The sequence below is a fragment of the Pseudomonas sp. BJP69 genome, from assembly GCF_007633355.1.
In the GTDB taxonomy this organism is placed as follows: Bacteria; Pseudomonadota; Gammaproteobacteria; order Pseudomonadales; family Pseudomonadaceae; genus Aquipseudomonas; species Aquipseudomonas juntendi.
On the sequence record NZ_CP041933.1, the window covers coordinates 3,240,092 to 3,255,130 of the forward strand.

At 65.5% G+C, this 15,039-nt stretch carries 17 protein-coding genes; 7 read left to right on the forward strand and 10 right to left on the reverse strand.

Features of this window, described 5'->3' with window-relative positions:
* Positions 1-67: 67 nt before the first annotated feature.
* The 6 genes from FPB55_RS15030 to FPB55_RS15055 are packed head-to-tail and all read right to left on the reverse strand — an operon-like array spanning position 68 to position 5,412.
* Complete coding sequence (locus tag FPB55_RS15030; RefSeq protein WP_258869089.1) at positions 68-1,513, reverse strand: MFS transporter; 1,446 nt, start codon at positions 1,511-1,513, stop codon at positions 68-70.
* A 60-nt stretch (positions 1,514-1,573) separates the two neighbouring features.
* Positions 1,574-2,392, reverse strand: a complete 819-nt coding sequence (gene aroE, locus FPB55_RS15035) for a shikimate dehydrogenase (protein WP_115294199.1) — start codon at positions 2,390-2,392, stop codon at positions 1,574-1,576.
* Positions 2,389-3,621, reverse strand: coding sequence for a CoA transferase (locus FPB55_RS15040; RefSeq protein ID WP_115294198.1), 1,233 nt, complete (start codon positions 3,619-3,621; stop codon positions 2,389-2,391). The genes aroE and FPB55_RS15040 overlap by 4 nt, the downstream gene beginning before the upstream one ends.
* Entirely contained in the window at positions 3,618-4,073 is a 456-nt protein-coding gene (locus FPB55_RS15045) for a MaoC family dehydratase (protein WP_029886074.1), read from the reverse strand. The genes FPB55_RS15040 and FPB55_RS15045 overlap by 4 nt, the downstream gene beginning before the upstream one ends.
* On the reverse strand, positions 4,070-4,468 hold the full coding sequence (locus FPB55_RS15050) for a VOC family protein (protein ID WP_029886075.1): 399 nt from the start codon (positions 4,466-4,468) through the stop codon (positions 4,070-4,072). The genes FPB55_RS15045 and FPB55_RS15050 overlap by 4 nt, the downstream gene beginning before the upstream one ends.
* Positions 4,465-5,412, reverse strand: a complete 948-nt coding sequence (locus FPB55_RS15055; RefSeq protein ID WP_115294197.1) for a ketopantoate reductase family protein — start codon at positions 5,410-5,412, stop codon at positions 4,465-4,467. The genes FPB55_RS15050 and FPB55_RS15055 overlap by 4 nt, the downstream gene beginning before the upstream one ends.
* A 92-nt stretch (positions 5,413-5,504) precedes the next feature.
* Here FPB55_RS15055 and FPB55_RS15060 point away from each other — a divergent pair, with 92 nt between their 5' ends.
* The 3 genes from FPB55_RS15060 to FPB55_RS15070 all read left to right on the forward strand — a co-directional run bounded on the left by FPB55_RS15060 (position 5,505) and on the right by FPB55_RS15070 (position 7,667).
* The gene (locus tag FPB55_RS15060; protein WP_115294196.1) at positions 5,505-6,452 is read left to right on the forward strand and encodes a LysR family transcriptional regulator; all 948 of its coding nucleotides are present in this window, start codon (positions 5,505-5,507) and stop codon (positions 6,450-6,452) included.
* 94 nt (positions 6,453-6,546) lie between these two features.
* Positions 6,547-7,137 carry a biliverdin-producing heme oxygenase gene (locus FPB55_RS15065; RefSeq protein WP_115294195.1) on the forward strand — a complete coding sequence of 197 codons (591 nt, stop codon included), beginning with the start codon at positions 6,547-6,549 and terminating at the stop codon, positions 7,135-7,137.
* Between the two features lie 173 nt (positions 7,138-7,310).
* Positions 7,311-7,667: a hypothetical protein gene (locus FPB55_RS15070; RefSeq protein WP_238706590.1), complete on the forward strand. Its 357-nt coding sequence runs from the start codon at positions 7,311-7,313 to the stop codon at positions 7,665-7,667.
* Positions 7,668-7,692: 25 nt separating this feature from the next.
* On the opposite strand, the gene FPB55_RS15075 is transcribed toward FPB55_RS15070, so the two are convergent.
* Positions 7,693-7,848 (reverse strand): DUF2986 domain-containing protein, encoded by a 156-nt coding sequence (locus FPB55_RS15075; RefSeq protein ID WP_009685121.1) that lies wholly within the window; start codon positions 7,846-7,848, stop codon positions 7,693-7,695.
* Between the two features lie 204 nt (positions 7,849-8,052).
* On the opposite strand from FPB55_RS15075, the gene FPB55_RS15080 reads away from it, so the two are divergent.
* Positions 8,053-9,804 (forward strand): phosphoethanolamine transferase CptA, encoded by a 1,752-nt coding sequence (locus FPB55_RS15080; RefSeq protein WP_115294193.1) that lies wholly within the window; start codon positions 8,053-8,055, stop codon positions 9,802-9,804.
* A 30-nt stretch (positions 9,805-9,834) separates the two neighbouring features.
* Here the strand turns inward: FPB55_RS15080 and FPB55_RS15085 are convergent, their stop codons facing one another.
* Together FPB55_RS15085 and FPB55_RS15090 are read right to left on the reverse strand one after the other, a co-directional pair.
* On the reverse strand, positions 9,835-10,560 hold the full coding sequence (locus FPB55_RS15085; protein WP_009685124.1) for a hypothetical protein: 726 nt from the start codon (positions 10,558-10,560) through the stop codon (positions 9,835-9,837).
* Positions 10,561-10,639: 79 nt separating this feature from the next.
* On the reverse strand, positions 10,640-10,942 hold the full coding sequence (locus FPB55_RS15090; RefSeq protein ID WP_009685125.1) for a DUF3077 domain-containing protein: 303 nt from the start codon (positions 10,940-10,942) through the stop codon (positions 10,640-10,642).
* Between the two features lie 192 nt (positions 10,943-11,134).
* Between FPB55_RS15090 and FPB55_RS15095 the strand changes: the two genes are divergently transcribed.
* Positions 11,135-11,758 (forward strand): glutathione S-transferase, encoded by a 624-nt coding sequence (locus FPB55_RS15095; protein ID WP_029886082.1) that lies wholly within the window; start codon positions 11,135-11,137, stop codon positions 11,756-11,758.
* 14 nt (positions 11,759-11,772) lie between these two features.
* On the opposite strand, the gene FPB55_RS15100 is transcribed toward FPB55_RS15095, so the two are convergent.
* A complete protein-coding gene (locus FPB55_RS15100; protein WP_115294192.1) occupies positions 11,773-12,951 on the reverse strand; it encodes an MFS transporter in 1,179 nt (392 codons plus the stop codon).
* Between the two features lie 96 nt (positions 12,952-13,047).
* Between FPB55_RS15100 and FPB55_RS15105 the strand changes: the two genes are divergently transcribed.
* Together FPB55_RS15105 and FPB55_RS15110 are read left to right on the forward strand one after the other, a co-directional pair.
* Positions 13,048-13,947 (forward strand): LysR family transcriptional regulator, encoded by a 900-nt coding sequence (locus FPB55_RS15105; protein WP_115294191.1) that lies wholly within the window; start codon positions 13,048-13,050, stop codon positions 13,945-13,947.
* Between the two features lie 66 nt (positions 13,948-14,013).
* Positions 14,014-14,991, forward strand: coding sequence for a D-2-hydroxyacid dehydrogenase family protein (locus FPB55_RS15110; protein ID WP_144188572.1), 978 nt, complete (start codon positions 14,014-14,016; stop codon positions 14,989-14,991).
* Positions 14,992-15,039: the final 48 nt, after the last annotated feature.

Sequence of the window (15,039 nt, forward strand, 5' to 3'; positions counted from 1 at the left end):
CAGCCGTTTGCGCTGCACCCGCGTGCTGTGGGCTCGCCGGCGATGGGCTGCAACGCAGCCCGTTGCCTCAGTTGCGCAACACCTGGTCGCCGGCATTGGCCGGCAAACGCAGGGCGTCCAGCAGGGCCACACCGGCAATCAGTGCAAGGCCAAGCAACGCCCAGTGGAAGTCGGCAACGGTCAACCCGCTCTCGCCGCCACGCAGCTGCATGGCCACGCGCAACAGCAGCGCTACCACCGCCACCCCCAACGCCATGGCCAGCTGGAAGCACATGCTGAACAGCGTCGATGCTTCGGCCATCTGCTGCTGCGGCACATCGGCAAACCCCACCGCGTTGTAGGTGGTGAACTGCATCGACCGTGACAGCCCGCCCATGAACAGCACCAGCGCCATCCAGTACCACGCCATGCCCTGCTGCAACCCCAGGCAGGCCAGGATGCAGGCCACGCCGACCAGGCCGTTGCCCAGCAACACGCGGCGAAAACCAAAGCGCCGCAACAACCCGCTGGTGAAGGGCTTCATCGCCAGGTTGCCGGCAAAGATCGCCAGCACCAAAAGGCCGGCGTCCAACGGTGGCAGGCCGAAGCCGACCTGCAACAGCAAAGGGATCAGAAACGGTAACGCGCTGATCGACAGGCGGAACAGGGTGCCGCCCACGATGCTGACCCTGAAGGTTCGGATGGCCAGGGTGTGCAGGGGCAACAGGGGGGCCGGGTGGCGCCGACCGTGACGGATGGCCAACCCGGTCAGCACAGCCCCAAGCACTACCAGTGCCAGCCCTGCCCCCAGGCTGTCGCCGGCCAGTGACCCGAGCAGCTCCAGGCCCACCAGCCAGGCCGCACAGGCCGAGCCCAACCAGACGAAGCCCAGCGTGTCGAAGCGGCGCGGCGCCTCGCAGCGGGTGTCGGGTATCAACAGCCAGGCGGCGGCAAGGGCCAGCAAACCGAGGGGAATGTTCAGGTAGAAGATCCACGGCCACGACCCGTGCGTGACGATCAGGCCACCGAGCGGCGGGCCCAGTACCGGTGCCACAAGGCCCGGCCAGGTGATGACCGCGAGCTGCTTCACCAGGTCTTTTTTCTCGGTGGTGCGCAACACCACCAACCGCCCCACCGGAACCATCAGGGCGCCGCCGATGCCCTGCAACACCCGTGCAGCCACGAAGGTTTCCAGGCTGGCGGCCAGCCCACACAGCAACGAAGCGGCAGTGAACAAGGCGATAGCCCCGGCGAACACCTGGCGCGGGCCTAAGCGCTCGGCGAGCCAGCCACTGAGCGGGATGAACACCGCCACGGCCAGCAGGTAGGCACTGATACCGATGTTCAGGCTGACCGCGCTCTGGCCGAAGTCGCTGGCCATTTGCGGCAGCGCGGTGGCAATGACGGTGGCGTCCAGGTTCTCCATGAAGAACGTGATGGCCACCAGCAAGGCAATGCAGGTGGTCTGGCGCGAGCGCTGGGCGGCTGCCGTGTGGGCCAGGGTGCCAGGGCGTTGCGTTGGCTGCCCGGTCATGGGCAACCGAGCCGCCGTTCGTGGGCGCGGTTCTGCACGGGCACGTTGGCAACCATAGGCCTACTCCAGCGGGATGGTCAGGCGATCGATCACGGCACCGGTTTCGGGGCGCACCCCGCGCCACCAGGCAAACGCCTCTGCCGCCTGCTCGACCAGCATGCCCACACCATCGGCCAGGCGCGCCACACCTTGGTCACGGGCCAGGCGCAGGAATGGCGTGAGGCCTTTGCCGTAAGCCAGCTCGTAGGCCAGCCGGGCCTCGGCCAGGGCCCCGGCCGGCAGCGGTGGCAACTCACCGACCAGGCTGGCAGAGGTGGCGTTGACCACGATATCGAAAGCCTGCCCCGGCAGTTCTTCGTACCGGCTGATTCGCAGCCGCGGGTGATTCAGCTCATTGCGCAGCGCCACCGCCTTGGCCATGTCGCGGTTGGCGATCACCACCTCGGCAGGGCCGGCGTGCAGGAACGGCAGCAGCGCCCCACGCACCGCGCCACCCGCCCCCAGTACCAGCACACGACGCGCATGCAGCGGCTCCCCGAGGTTGACCTCGATATCGCGCAGCAGGCCAATACCATCGAAGTTCTCTGCCACGATGCCGCCGTTCTCGAACTTCAGGGCGTTGGCTGCCCGGGCCAGTTGCGCTCGTTCGCTGCAGCGCTCGGCCAGTTCAAAGGCGCGCAGCTTGAACGGTGCCGTGATGTTCATGCCCAGCCCACCCTCACCGCGGAACGCCAGCACCTGGGCCTCGAAGCCCTCCAGCGCCCCCTCGATTGCGCCATATTCCAGCTGCTGGCCACAGGCTTGGGCGAACAGCCCGTGGATCAGCGGAGACTTGGTGTGGTTGATCGGTCGGCCGATCACTGCATAGCGGTCGCTCATCGTGCCTCTCCATGGGTGAACAGCACCCCGTCTGCCTGCATGGCGGTGATTTCTTCGGCGCTGAAGCCAAGCCCGGCGGCGACTTCGGCGTTGTGCTGGCCCAGGTCCGGTGCCACCTGGTGGATGGTGGTGTCGCAGTCGGAAAAACGGAACGGCAGGTTGGGCAGGCGCAGCGTGCCATAGCGCGGGTGATGCTGTTCGACGACCATGTTGCGCACCTGAATCTGCGGGTCGGCCAGCACCTCGTCGATGCGCTGTACCTTGGCGCTGGGCACGTCGATGGCATCGAGCAAGGCCAGGATAGCCGCCACTGGCCGCGCGCCCACCCAATCGCGCACCACCGCCAGAATTGCCTCGCGGTGGGCATTGCGGCCATTCACGCTGTGGTAGCGGCTGTCGCTGGCAAAACCTGCCGGGCCACCATTGGCTTCAAGCATGGCGGCAAAGCGCCGCCAGGCGTCATCGACCTGGGCAGCGATCACCAGGTCGCCGTCGGCGGCACGGAACACCCCATACAACGTCGAGGTGGGCATGTCATGGCCGGTCTGCTCGGGCAGTACGGTGCCGTTGGACAGCGTGAAGCACTGCACCGCGTACTCATGCATCGACACCAGCGTGTCGTACAAGGCCATGTCGATGTGCTGGCCACGGCCACTGCTGACGCGCCCCAGCAAGGCGGCATTGATGGCTGCCACGGCGTGGATGCCGGTGTACATGTCGCCCAGCGAAATGCGTAGCAACGGCGGTGCTTCGCCCGGTACGCCAACCATCTGCATGATCCCGCTCTTGGCCTCGGCAATCAGCCCGAAGCCGGCACGGTGTGCATCCGGCCCCGTGTGGCCATAGGCGGAAATCGAGCAGTACACCAACCGCGGGTTGCGCGCCGCCAGCTCGGCATAGCCCAACCCCAGCTTGTCCAGCGCGCCCGGCCGGTAGTTTTCGATGAACACGTCGGCCGAATCGGTCAGGCGCTGCATGAAGGCCTTGCCCCGTGGGTCCTTCATGTTGACGCTGACGCCCTGCTTGCCCATGTTCAGTTGCAGGAAGTAACCGCTTTGCTGGTCATCCAGGGTGAACGCGTGCTGGCGACCGGCGTCGCCGCTGCCTGGCCGTTCAACCTTGATCACCTCGGCGCCCAGCGCCGCCAGGCAACGCCCTACATAAGGCCCGGCAAGAAAATGGCTGTAGTCGATGACGCGGATACCCGCCAATGGCAACGCCTGGCTCATGCTGCCCCCTTGCACGGCACCATCAGCCGGTGCTCGCCGCGTTGCACGACCTGGCCGTGCTGGTTGATCAGCTCCGACGGCAGGACCACGATGCCCCAACCCGGGCGGCTTTTACTCAGGCGCATCGCGCCAACGCGCATGCGCACATGCAGCACATCGTCGACCTTGATCGGCAACACGAAGTCCCAGGTCCAGCCCAGTGACATGCCCGGCACGAAGCGGTAATCGCATTGGGTCTTCAAGCCATCGGCGATCGACAGGCCGAACAGGCCGTGGGCAACCAGGCAGCCAAAGTGGCTGGCATTGGCATACGCCTCATCGACATGCACCGGGGTATGGTCACCGGTCAGGTCGGCATAGGCCAGGATGCGTTCGCGGGTGACGGTGTAGCTCGGGCTGATGCATTCATCGCCCTCGCGGGCGTCGTCCCAGTACTTTTCAGTCACGCTCATGGCTGCACCTGCGCACGTGGGTTGATAGCCAGTGCCTGGGCGACCGTCGCCTTGGGCAATGCCTGGATGAACTCCACGGCCAGGCCGTCGGGCAAGCGCAGCCAGTTGCGGCCCTGCGGCATTGCACTGACGCCGAAACGCTGTGCTGCCGCCAGCACCGCCTCCAGGTCTTCGCACATGATCCCCAGGTGCGCCATGCGCCCTTCAGGCCCTGCAAAGTCGGGCTGGTGGATGAACTGCAGGCCGCCGAGGGTCCAATACTGGGTCGGCTGCTCGGGGTCACCCTGCGACTCGCGCAGGGTCATGCCGCACACCTCGCTGAAAAAGCGGATATGCCAGTTGATGTCACGCACCCAGAAGGCGACGTGTTCGAGGTAGGCTTTCGGCTGGCTCATGGGTTGTCCTTGTTCTGCTGGTCGGCCATCGCGCGTTCGATGCCTTTGATACACGCCACCAGGGTGGCGTTGACGGGGGTGGCGACGCCGTGGCGCTGGCCCCAGCGCACGACGGAACCGTTGATGAAGTCAATTTCAGTGATCGAGCCTTTTTCCAGGCTCTGCAGCATCGAGGTGCGAAAGCTCGCCGGCAGGCCTTCGGCGGCCAGTTGCCAGGCTGCCTCGGGGCTGGTCAGGTTCAGGCGGATACCGGCGCGCTCGGCCACCGCGATCGCTTCGGCAACGGCCGCCTTGGCGGTGCTCGCCAGCAGCGGCTCGCTGTACAGCTGGCCATAGCTGAGCCTGGTGATGGCGCTGAGCGCACCGGTGGCGACGTTGACCAGCAGCTTGTCCCACATGGTGCCGAGGATGTTGTCGCTGACCGTGGTGGCCAGGCCGGCACCGTTGAATACCTCGGCGATAGCCTGCACGCGGGCGCTGCGCTGGCCGTCCAGTTCACCGATGTAGGTCTGCTTGCCGGCCACCCCGGCGCGGATCGCCCCCGGGGCCAGCAGCACGCCGCCGACATAGGTCTTGCCAGCCAGTACCCGCTCGCGCCCGACCGCCTGCGCCAGGATATCTTCGTGCCCCAGGCCGTTCTGCAGTGACAGCAGCAGCGTTTGCGGGCCCAGAAGCGCCGTGGCCCCGGCGATCGCCTCGGCGGTGTGGAACGACTTCACCAGGACCACCACCAGGTCGGCCACCCCCACCTCATCGGCGCACGTCGCCGCATGCACGCGGACCTGGCGCTGGCCGCGTTCATCCTGCACCTGCAGGCCGTGCTGGTTGATGGCCTCGACATGCGCACGGCCTCGGTTGAGCAGCCAGGTTTCATGCCCGGCTTCGCTCAATGCCGCGCCGATGGCGCAGCCCAGGGCGCCGGCGCCCAGAATGCAGATTTTCAAATCGCTGACCTCCGTGGTTTGCGATCACCTTATGCAGCCGCGCTTATTAGCGCTATACAATGCAGCAAATAGCCCCATTGAGATTCGCAATAATGACCACTGCCCCGGTACTGCCCGAACCCAAGCTGCTGCAACTGTTCGATGTGCTCTACCACTGCCGTAGCGTTACCCGCGCCGCTGAACAGATGGGGCAGAGCCAGCCGACCATCAGCATCTGGCTGGGCCGCCTGCGCGAACAACTGAACGACCCGCTGTTCGTGCGCACCCCTGGGGGCATGGCGCCTACCCCGCGCGCCGACCAGTTGATCGGGCCGTGCCGCGAAGTCCTCGAATCACTGCGCCGGCTCGCGGCCTGGGAACCGCAGTTCCAACCCGCTACCGCACAACGGCGCTTTCGCCTGTGTGTGAGCGATGCCAGCCACATCACCTTGCTGCCCAGCATCCTCAACCACGTGCGCAGCCACGCGCCCGGCATTCGCCTGGAGGCGGTACGCATCGATGGCAACAGCGAAAGCGCGCTGGGGTCGGGTGAAGCTGACCTGGCGATCGGCTTCGTACCGTGGCTGGGCGGTGGCATGTACCAGCAAGTGCTGTTCGACCAGGACTGGGTGTGCCTGAGCGCGCGCGGGCACCCGCGCCTGGCCGGCGGCCTGAGCATGGCCTGCTACCACGCCGAAGGCCATGTGCAGATCAGCGCCGGGACCGGCCAGAAGCTGCTGGAAACGGCACTGGCGCGGGCCGGCATCGAGCGCCGCATCGTGCTGGAGCTACCCGCGTTCCTGGGCCTGGGCATGATCCTCGGGAGCACCGACCTGATCGCCACCCTGCCCCGCCATATCGGCCAGACGTTGGCCGACATGCATGATTTGCAGGTGCACGACTGCCCGTTCGCGGTCGAGGGTTTCACGGTCAAGCAGCACTGGCACGCCCGCTACCACCAGGACGGGGGTAACCGCTGGTTGCGCGCAGTGGTCCATGGGCTGTTCGCCCGCGACGGCTCAGCCGGCTCGCGCAAGGGCTCCAGCCGGGCAGGCGCCTGACACCGCGCAACGCTTCCTGAAACCGCGCAACGCTTGCTGCTGGCCGGGGTGGCAAGCATGATGGGCGCATTACGTTCATGCCACGGATATGCCGATGACCGCAGCCCCCCCCTCTGTTTCGCAGCCAGGCCGCTGCCAACGCTTGAAAGCGGCCAGCAGCCGCGACCATGACAGCGTCGATCAGCTGGTCATGGCGGCACGGCCGTTTGAGAGCCGCGAGCGCTACGGCCGGTTCCTGCAGGTGCAGCATGGTTTTCATGGCAGCTTGCTGGCGTTGTATCAGGACCCGCAGCTCAACCGGCAACTACCGGGGCTGTCGGCTTTGTCACGGTTTGCCGCGGTGCAGGCCGACCTGCTGGACCTGGGCCTGCCCGCGCCACCGCCACCACCTTCGGTGTGCGCCAGCCCGGCGCAGGCGTTGGGCTGGCTGTATTGCAGCGAGGGGTCGAACCTGGGGGCTGCGTTTCTGTTCAAGTACACCCAACGCCTGGGCCTGGGTGAAGACCAGGGCGCCAGCCACCTGGCCCCGCACCCTGATGGCCGTGCGCTGCATTGGCGTGAGTTTGTGGCCCGTGTGGACGCCCTGGCGCTGGATGAACAGCAAGAGGCCGAGGCGATCACCGGCGCAATCGCTGCGTTCGAGCATTACCGCAGCCACCTGCGCGCAGTGTTTGCCGAACGCTGATCCGGTTTGGGCCGCGCGGGTTGCTTGCCGCATAATTGTACAAGTTATTGCTGCAGCGAACTTTTTCCTGGTTGCTGGTCTATGAGGGTGGCACAGAACGGTCACGGCAGGCGAAGCAGCTTGCCTCACCGCTGGCCTGATAGCTCAATTGTGATCAGAGGTGGGCTTCGCTCATGAAAATACAAGTCGCCAGGTGGATGCTGTTCGGTCTGTTCTCGCTTGCAGCAGCGGGCACGGCTTCGGCCCTGCCACTGAAACCGGCCGTTCAGCCAGCGTTGCCTGCGGCCAGCAACCCTTGGTCGAGCGTGGCCAATGCCGCCGCTGTTCAGCCGGCGCCCCTGCTGGCCCATGATGACCACCGCTGGCACGACCACAGGGGCGACTGGCGCCGCGAGCAGTGGCGTCGCGAGCAGGCCCGGCGCGACTGGGAGCGGCGACGTGACTGGGAACGCCGCCGGGATTGGGAGCGCCGCCATGAGCGGGCGATGCACCAACGCCACTATGACGAACACCGGCACTACCGCCGCTGAAGCCGACACACCGGCTGCTGGCGCTTCAGTCAGCCTGGGGTGGGGCCGCCTCCACCCCTTCTGTTTCCAGCTTCAAACGGTCAGCCTTGCAGATGTACCTGGGCTTGCGCGGCGCGAGTTTGGCGCTGGCTTTCTTCTGGTGCGCCTGCAACAGCTGCTTGATCTTCTTACGACGGTTCATGGTCCACACGGCCTTTGAGTACGGTTTAGCTGCCGCCATCATACCCGTGCAAGCAACCCGCTGCGCACGGCTGCTGCGCAGCGGGCTACGACCAAGGCCCGATGGCTGCTCGCCTTGACGTTATTTTCACAGTCCACAGATTAGCGTCACGCCCTTTCCGGCCACGCACACAGTTGCGGGCTACCAAGGTACGACGAGGCACACGTGTCACACACCACTTCCCCTTCCCGCGTGGACTGGGCCGGCCTGGGCTGGCTCTTGCTGTTCTTCTGGTATTTCTCTGGCATCACCCAGGCATTGCTGCTGTTCAGTGGCACTACCGGTTTCTCGGGTTTCCGTGATGCGTTTTTCCTCAGTAGCCTGTGGCTGGCCCCAGTGCTGCTGCTGCCCCGCCTTACCCGCGCCACTGCGGCGCTCATCGGCCTGCTGCTGTGGGCTGCTTCGCTGGTTGGCCTGAGCTATTTCGGCATTTATCGCCAGGAGTTCTCGCAGAGCGTCATCTTCGTGATGTTCGAGTCCAACACCGCCGAGGCCGGTGAGTACTTCAGCCAGTACTTCAGTGCCTGGCTGGGCCTGGCGTTGCTGCTGTACACCGTGGGGGCAGTATTGCTGTGGCGCCGCGTGCGCCCGGTCTACCTGCCGCTGCGCAGCCGCCTACCAGTGGTGGTGCTGTTGCTGGCAGCCAACCTGGTGCTGCCGTTCTACAAGCAAATGGTCACCCAGGAGCGCAATTTTGCCGATGCGCTGGAGAAGGTACAGCAGCGCATGGAACCTGCTGTGCCTTGGCAATTGCTGGTCGGCTACCGCCAGTACCGCCAGCAACTGGACAACATGCAGGCGCTACTGGCGCAGAATGCTGCCCTGCCGCCCCTGCAGAACCTGCGTGACCACAGCGGTTCGGCACCGCGCACGCTGGTTCTGGTGCTGGGTGAATCGACCACCCGCGAGCACATGCACCTGTATGGCTACAACCGTGACACCACCCCCAACCTCGACGCGCTGGCTGCCAATGAAAAAGGGCTGACCGTATTCCGCGATGTGGTGTCACCCCGCCCCTACACCATCGAAGTGATGCAGCAGATTCTGACCTTCGGCGATGAGCAGGCCCCGGACCGGTTCCTCACCGACCCCTCGCTGATCAACCTGATGAAACAGGCAGGCTACAAGACCTTCTGGATCACCAACCAGCAAACCATGACCAAGCGCAACACCATGCTCACCACCTTCTCGCAGCAGACGGACGTGCCGGTGTACCTGAACAACCAGCGCAACCAGAATGCCAGCCAGTACGATGACGTGGTGCTCGCGCCGTTCGAGAAGGCCCTGCAAGACCCGGCCCCCAACAAGTTCATCATCGTGCACCTGCTGGGCACCCACATGGACTACCGCTACCGCTACCCGGACGCCTATGCCCACTTCACCGACAAGCAGGGCGCACCGAGTGCGCTGACCGATGACCAGGTGCAAACCTACAATTTCTACGACAACGCAGTGCGCTACAACGACTTCGTGGTGTCGAGCCTGATCAAGCGCTACGCTGCCGGCAGCCCGAATGGCTTCCTGGTCTACCTGTCCGACCATGGTGAGGACGTATACAGTTCTGGCAACCACGACCGGCTGGGGCGCAACGAAAGCGCGCCGACCCGGCCGATGTACACCATTCCGTTCCTGGTGTGGACCTCACCCAGCTGGCAGGCCCAGCACCCGCGGGACCTGCAGGCGATGGCCAAGCGCCCGTACAGCAGCTCGCACCTGATCCATACGCTGTCGGACCTTGCCGGTTTGAGCTACGACGGCTTCGAGCCGGCCAAGAGCCTGGTGAGCGCGCAGTTCCTGGCCGCGCCGCGCTGGATCGGCGACCCCTACCGCAAAGACGGCTTGCACCCGTTCGATCAGCTGCCTGGGGGCAAGGCCGCGGGCGAGCAGCAGACGGCCAGCCGCGAGGTTCAACAGTAAGGCAGGCGCCTGGGCGCTGCGGCGCAGCGCCTAACGCTGCGCTGCGCTGCGGGCCAGCAGCGCGTAACCCAGGCCCAGCACGCCCAGCGCCAGTACCACCAGCAGCCCCATGAGCTCGCGGCTGTAGCGGGCCACGGTTGCCGGGAAGCCGATCACTTCGTGATACACCTGCACATTGGCTGCGCCGTCGGCATGGGTAATGCTGACGCCGCCCTGGCGGATCTGGGAATAATCGGCGTCGAAATACACCCACACCTTGCACCGGCTACCCGGCTCGATGACAGGGATGTCGACTTGCGCGGTAGCCTGCTCCAGCAGTGTGTCGTTGCCAGCAGCATCGCGCACCTGCACCAGGCCCTTGCCTGGCAGGCGCACTTTGACCTGGCGCACCGGCGCATCGCCACTGTTGTGCAGCTCGATGAGCAAGCCGGTACGGTGGTCCACCAACCCCGCCTCGAACGGTTTGGCGAACAGCTGGGCGTACGGCAACTGAGCCAGTTCGACCAGGCGCTCGACCTGATCGTGGCTCAACTGCCCCTGGCTGATGCTGTTGATACGCCCCTGCAACTGCTCATACTTGAGCTGGTCGCTGGCTTTGCTGATGCGCTCGCTGAACTGGCCAGGATAGGTGAGGTAGGCATACGTCAGTGACGCTTCCAGCCGCGGGTTGCCCCTGAACAACGCGTAGGCGGCCGACAGGACCATCAGGCCAACCAGCACCGCGACCAGGAGCTTCCCCACCTTGTCCCAACTCAATGCGAACCTCCTTTTGAGGTGATGCAGACGATTCAAATCGCCCAAGGGTGCCAAGTTCATGGCCCCCAGGCAACCCTGTCTACTCGATGCCCTCCTTCTCGCGCGCCTGGCGCATCTGCAGCAGCTGGCCATCGACCAGTGCCTTGGCCATGCCCGCCAGGTAGAACGTGGCCTTGATCATCACCTTGCGGTCACTTGGCCGGTCGATGGCCTTGCGCGTGATTTCAGTAATGCAGCCCATGATCGCCGAGGCTTCCGTTAGCGCGGTTCGTATCGGCAACTGCGGCCGCATGTGCACCAGTTCGGCATCGGGGTGGCCGAAACGGCTGGCCGCCGCCACCACATTGAGCGTGTTGTTGTCTTCGGGGGTGTCGTTTTCCATGTTCATTCCTCGGGGGGGTGAGCGTGCCGAGACTAGGCGGCGGCCTGGGCCACCACAATGACTTGGGCCTGGAACGGCTCATTTTCGGAAATGCCCTACAAAGTTACCGTGCAGAACCCCCTTGCACCCTGCCCCTTGACCGAGACCGGGCAGTGGCGGACGATCAACCACCCCCCATTCAGGACGAACATCATGCTACGGATATTGGGCAGAGCTTCTTCCATCAACGTGCGAAAAGTCCTGTGGGCCTGTGCCGAATTCGAGGTCGCTTTCGAACGCGAAGACTGGGGTACGGGCTTCAAGGCCACCGACACCGCGCAATTCCTGGCGCTGAACCCCAACGCCATGGTTCCGGTGATCCAGGATGGCGACTTCACCCTGTGGGAGTCCAACAGCATCATCCGCTACCTGGCCAACCGCTATGGCGCCACCGCGTTCTACCCCGGCGAAGCACAGGCACGGGCCAGGATCGACCAGTGGATAGATTGGCAGGCGTCAGACTTGAACCGCGCCTGGAGCTACGCCTTCATGTCGCTGGTCAGGCATTCGCCCGCCCACCAGGACCCTGTGGCGCTGGCGGCGAGTTGCGCGGACTGGGCGCGTTACATGCACATCCTCGACCGGCAACTGGCCGCTACCGGCGCCTACGTGGCCGGTGCCCAGTTCACCCTGGCCGATATTCCTATCGGCCTGTCGGTCAACCGCTGGTTCGAAACGCCGTTCGAGCACCCACACCTACCGGCTGTGCGCGACTACTACGAGCGCCTGAGCGAGCGCCCGGCTTACCACCTGCATGGCCGTAACGGCACCCCGTAAAGCCCCCGGCGCGGTCAGCCTGGCACATTGCACTGTGCCATGGCCGCCGCCCGGCCACGCCAGGCAAACAGCAGCACCAGCACCAGGCCCAGCGCCGCCAGCGCCGCCCCTGCCAGGGCAATCGCCGCGTAGCCCAACCCCACATTGATCACCGCGCCGCCGAGCGCCGCGCCGATCGCATTCCCCAGGTTGAATGCACCGATGTTCACCGCCGAGGCCAGGTTGGGGGCATCCTTGGCCGCTTCCATCACGCGCATCTGCAGCGGTGGCACCAAGGCGAAGCTGGCCGCGCCCCAGACCAGGATCGCCAGTGCCGTGGGCAGTGGCCAGTCCAGCACCAGCGGGAACACCAGCAGCACGGCAATCAGCACCGCCAACGACAGGATCAAGGTGCGCTCGACCGAGCGGTCCGCTGCCTTGCCGCCCCACACGTTGCCCAAGGTCAGGCCGACACCGAACAGCACCAGCATGGCGGTGACGAAGGTGGTGGACGCGCCAGCTTCGTTCTGCAGGATCGGCGCAATGTAGGTGAACACCGTGAACATGGCGCTGGAGCCCACCACGGTCAACAACAGCGCCGCCAGCACCGGGCCCCGCACGAGCACGCGGATTTCGGCCATGGCCCCGTCGCCTTTGGGCGAAGGTACGTTCGGCAGTGCATACCACAGCGTGGTCATCGCGATCAGGCCAAGCCCGGCGATGCCCCAGAACGCCGTGCGCCAGCCCAGCATTTCACCAAACCAGGTGGCCAGCGGCACCCCGCCGATGGTGGCCAGTGTAAGGCCCATGAACATCGCTGCCACCGCCCCGGCGCGCTTCTCGGGCGTTACCACGCTGGCGGCGACGATCGAGCCGATGCCAAAGAACGCGCCGTGGTTCAGTGACGTGACCACGCGGGCAACCAGCAGACTGGCGTAGTCACTGGCCAGTGCCGACATCAGGTTGCCCAGGGTGAAGATCGCCATCAGGCCGATCAACAGGTAACGCCGCGGGATCCTTACCGTGGCCAGGGTCATCAGCGGTGCGCCGATCAGCACACCGAGGGCATAGGCACTGACCAACAGCCCGGCAGCAGGTATGGAAACGCCAAGGTCAGTGGCGATACTGGGCAACATGCCCATGGGGGCAAACTCGGTGACACCGATGCCGAAGGCACCGATGGCAAGTGCGACCAGAGGTGGATTGATACGCATGGCAAAAACTCCTTGGCTATGCGGCAAATGCTACGATCTGCTTCCCTGGCACACTAGACAGCCTTTTTGCCAATCACCTTTGCTTACGAGGCACAAATGGACTTCAGCGGTAGATCCGGTGAAATGGCGGTTTTCGCCAAGGTGGCGGACGCGGGCAGCCTGTCTGCCGCCGCCCGCGCCTTGAACCTGACCCCTTCGGCGGTCAGCCGCATTCTCGCCCGCACCGAGCAGCGCCTGGGCACCCGCCTGCTGCTGCGCACCACCCGGGCCCTGACCTTGACCCCCGAGGGCGAGGCATACCTGCGCGGCGCGCGGCGGGTGCTGGCCGACCTGCAGGAAGTCGAGGATGCGATCGCCGACCAGGGCGTGCCGCGCGGGCGCTTGCGCATCAGCGCCGCGCAAGGGCATGCCCGCTTGACCGTGGTGCCGCTGCTGGCGGCGTTCAGCGCGCGTTACCCGCAGGTACTGGTCGACCTGACCATCAGCGACGAGGTGGCCGACATTCACGCCGGCCAGGCCGACGTTGCGCTGCGCTTTGGTCACCTGCCCGACAGCTCGCTCAGCGCCCGCCCAATTGGCGAAACCGGCCAGGTGGTCGTGGCCTCGCCCGAGTACCTGGCGCGCTGCGGTACGCCGCTGGTGCCTGAAGACCTGGCCGGCCACAACTGCCTGCACTTCAACTTTCGCCGGGCCGTAGCAGACTGGCCGTTCCGCCGCGACGGCGAGGTCTTTGCGTTGAAGGTGCGGGGCAACATCGAATGCAGCAGCGGTGAAGCGCTGGCACAGCTGGCCAGGCTGGGGGCAGGCGTGGCTCGCATCGGCACCTTCACGGTGGCCGATGACCTGGCCAGCGGGCGCCTGCTACCGCTGCTGGAAGCCTACAACCCTGACGACCGCGAGCCGATCCATGCCGTGTTCGTGGGCGGGCCGTCGATGCCGGCGCGGGTGCGGGTGTTCGTGGATTTTCTGGTGGAGCAGCTATCACCCACCTTGTAGGCACTTGAACGCAGGTCAGGTTGGGGTATCGTGGGTCCCCCATAGTACTGCCAGGGCTCGACCACCATGCGCATTGTCATCCCCGACGACTATCAGGACGTGATCCGTACCCTCGACTGCTTCAGTCGCCTGCACGGGCACGATGTCCACGTACTGCATGCCCCCCAGCCAGCGACGCTCGAGCAATTGGCGGCACGCTTTGCCGACGCTGACGCGCTGGTACTGACCCGCGAACGCACCCGCATCGACGCCGCCCTGCTCGATCGCCTGCCAAGCCTCAAGCTGATCAGCCAGACCGGCAAGGTCTCCAGCCACCTCGACCTGGCCGCCTGTACCGCCCGTGGCATCGTGGTGACCGAGGGCCGGGGCTCGCCAGTCGCCCCAGCGGAGCTGGCCTGGGCGCTGATACTCAATGCCCGCCGCCAACTGGTGCCGGCCATCGATGCCTTCCGCCAAGGCCACTGGCAAGTCAACCTGGGGCAGGCCCTGGCTGGCCAGGTGCTGGGTATCTGGGGCTACGGCAAGATCGGCCAACGCCTGGCCCGCTATGCGCAGGCGTTCGACATGCCGGTGCTGGTGTGGGGCAGCGACAGCAGCCGGGCCGCCGCCGCGGCGGATGGCCACCGGGCCGCGGCGTCACGCGAGGCGTTTTTTGCCGAAGCGGATGTTGTCAGCATTAACCTGCGCCTGTCCGAGCAAACCCGGCACCGGGTAACGTTGGACGACCTGACACGCATGAAGGAGGACGCCCTGCTGGTGAACGTGAGCCGCGCGGAACTGATTGCGCCAGGGGCGTTGCTGCAAGCACTGGATACAGGCCGGCCAGGTTACGCGGCGGTGGATGTGTACGAGCAGGAGCCGGTGCTCGACCCCGGCCACCCCCTGCTGCGCCACCCGCGTGTGCTGGCCACGCCCCACCTGGGGTATGTGGAAAAGACCGGCTACGAGCTGTATTTCGGTGATGCCTTTGACAATGTGCTGGCGTTTTTCGGGGGGGCGCCGCAGAACGTGGCCAACCCGCAGGTGCTGGCGGCAGGGAACTGAGTGTTTGCCAGCAGATATGCAGCGCCTGTGAGATCGAGCGCCGCCCGC

Bases quoted from the DNA above. Each gene is read 5' to 3' on its own strand.
- FPB55_RS15030 (WP_258869089.1), bottom strand. From the start codon at position 1,513: ATGACCGGGCAGCCAACGCAACGCCCTGGCACCCTGGCCCACACGGCA.
- FPB55_RS15100 (WP_115294192.1), bottom strand. From the start codon at position 12,951: ATGCGTATCAATCCACCTCTGGTCGCACTTGCCATCGGTGCCTTCGGC.
- FPB55_RS15095 (WP_029886082.1), top strand. From the start codon at position 11,135: ATGCTACGGATATTGGGCAGAGCTTCTTCCATCAACGTGCGAAAAGTC.
- FPB55_RS15105 (WP_115294191.1), top strand. From the start codon at position 13,048: ATGGACTTCAGCGGTAGATCCGGTGAAATGGCGGTTTTCGCCAAGGTG.
- FPB55_RS15040 (WP_115294198.1), bottom strand. From the start codon at position 3,621: ATGAGCCAGGCGTTGCCATTGGCGGGTATCCGCGTCATCGACTACAGC.
- FPB55_RS15075 (WP_009685121.1), bottom strand. From the start codon at position 7,848: ATGAACCGTCGTAAGAAGATCAAGCAGCTGTTGCAGGCGCACCAGAAG.
- FPB55_RS15045 (WP_029886074.1), bottom strand. From the start codon at position 4,073: ATGAGCGTGACTGAAAAGTACTGGGACGACGCCCGCGAGGGCGATGAA.
- FPB55_RS15060 (WP_115294196.1), top strand. From the start codon at position 5,505: ATGACCACTGCCCCGGTACTGCCCGAACCCAAGCTGCTGCAACTGTTC.
- FPB55_RS15090 (WP_009685125.1), bottom strand. From the start codon at position 10,942: ATGGAAAACGACACCCCCGAAGACAACAACACGCTCAATGTGGTGGCG.
- FPB55_RS15070 (WP_238706590.1), top strand. From the start codon at position 7,311: ATGAAAATACAAGTCGCCAGGTGGATGCTGTTCGGTCTGTTCTCGCTT.
- FPB55_RS15050 (WP_029886075.1), bottom strand. From the start codon at position 4,468: ATGAGCCAGCCGAAAGCCTACCTCGAACACGTCGCCTTCTGGGTGCGT.
- FPB55_RS15065 (WP_115294195.1), top strand. From the start codon at position 6,547: ATGACCGCAGCCCCCCCCTCTGTTTCGCAGCCAGGCCGCTGCCAACGC.
- aroE (WP_115294199.1), bottom strand. From the start codon at position 2,392: ATGAGCGACCGCTATGCAGTGATCGGCCGACCGATCAACCACACCAAG.
- FPB55_RS15110 (WP_144188572.1), top strand. From the start codon at position 14,014: ATGCGCATTGTCATCCCCGACGACTATCAGGACGTGATCCGTACCCTC.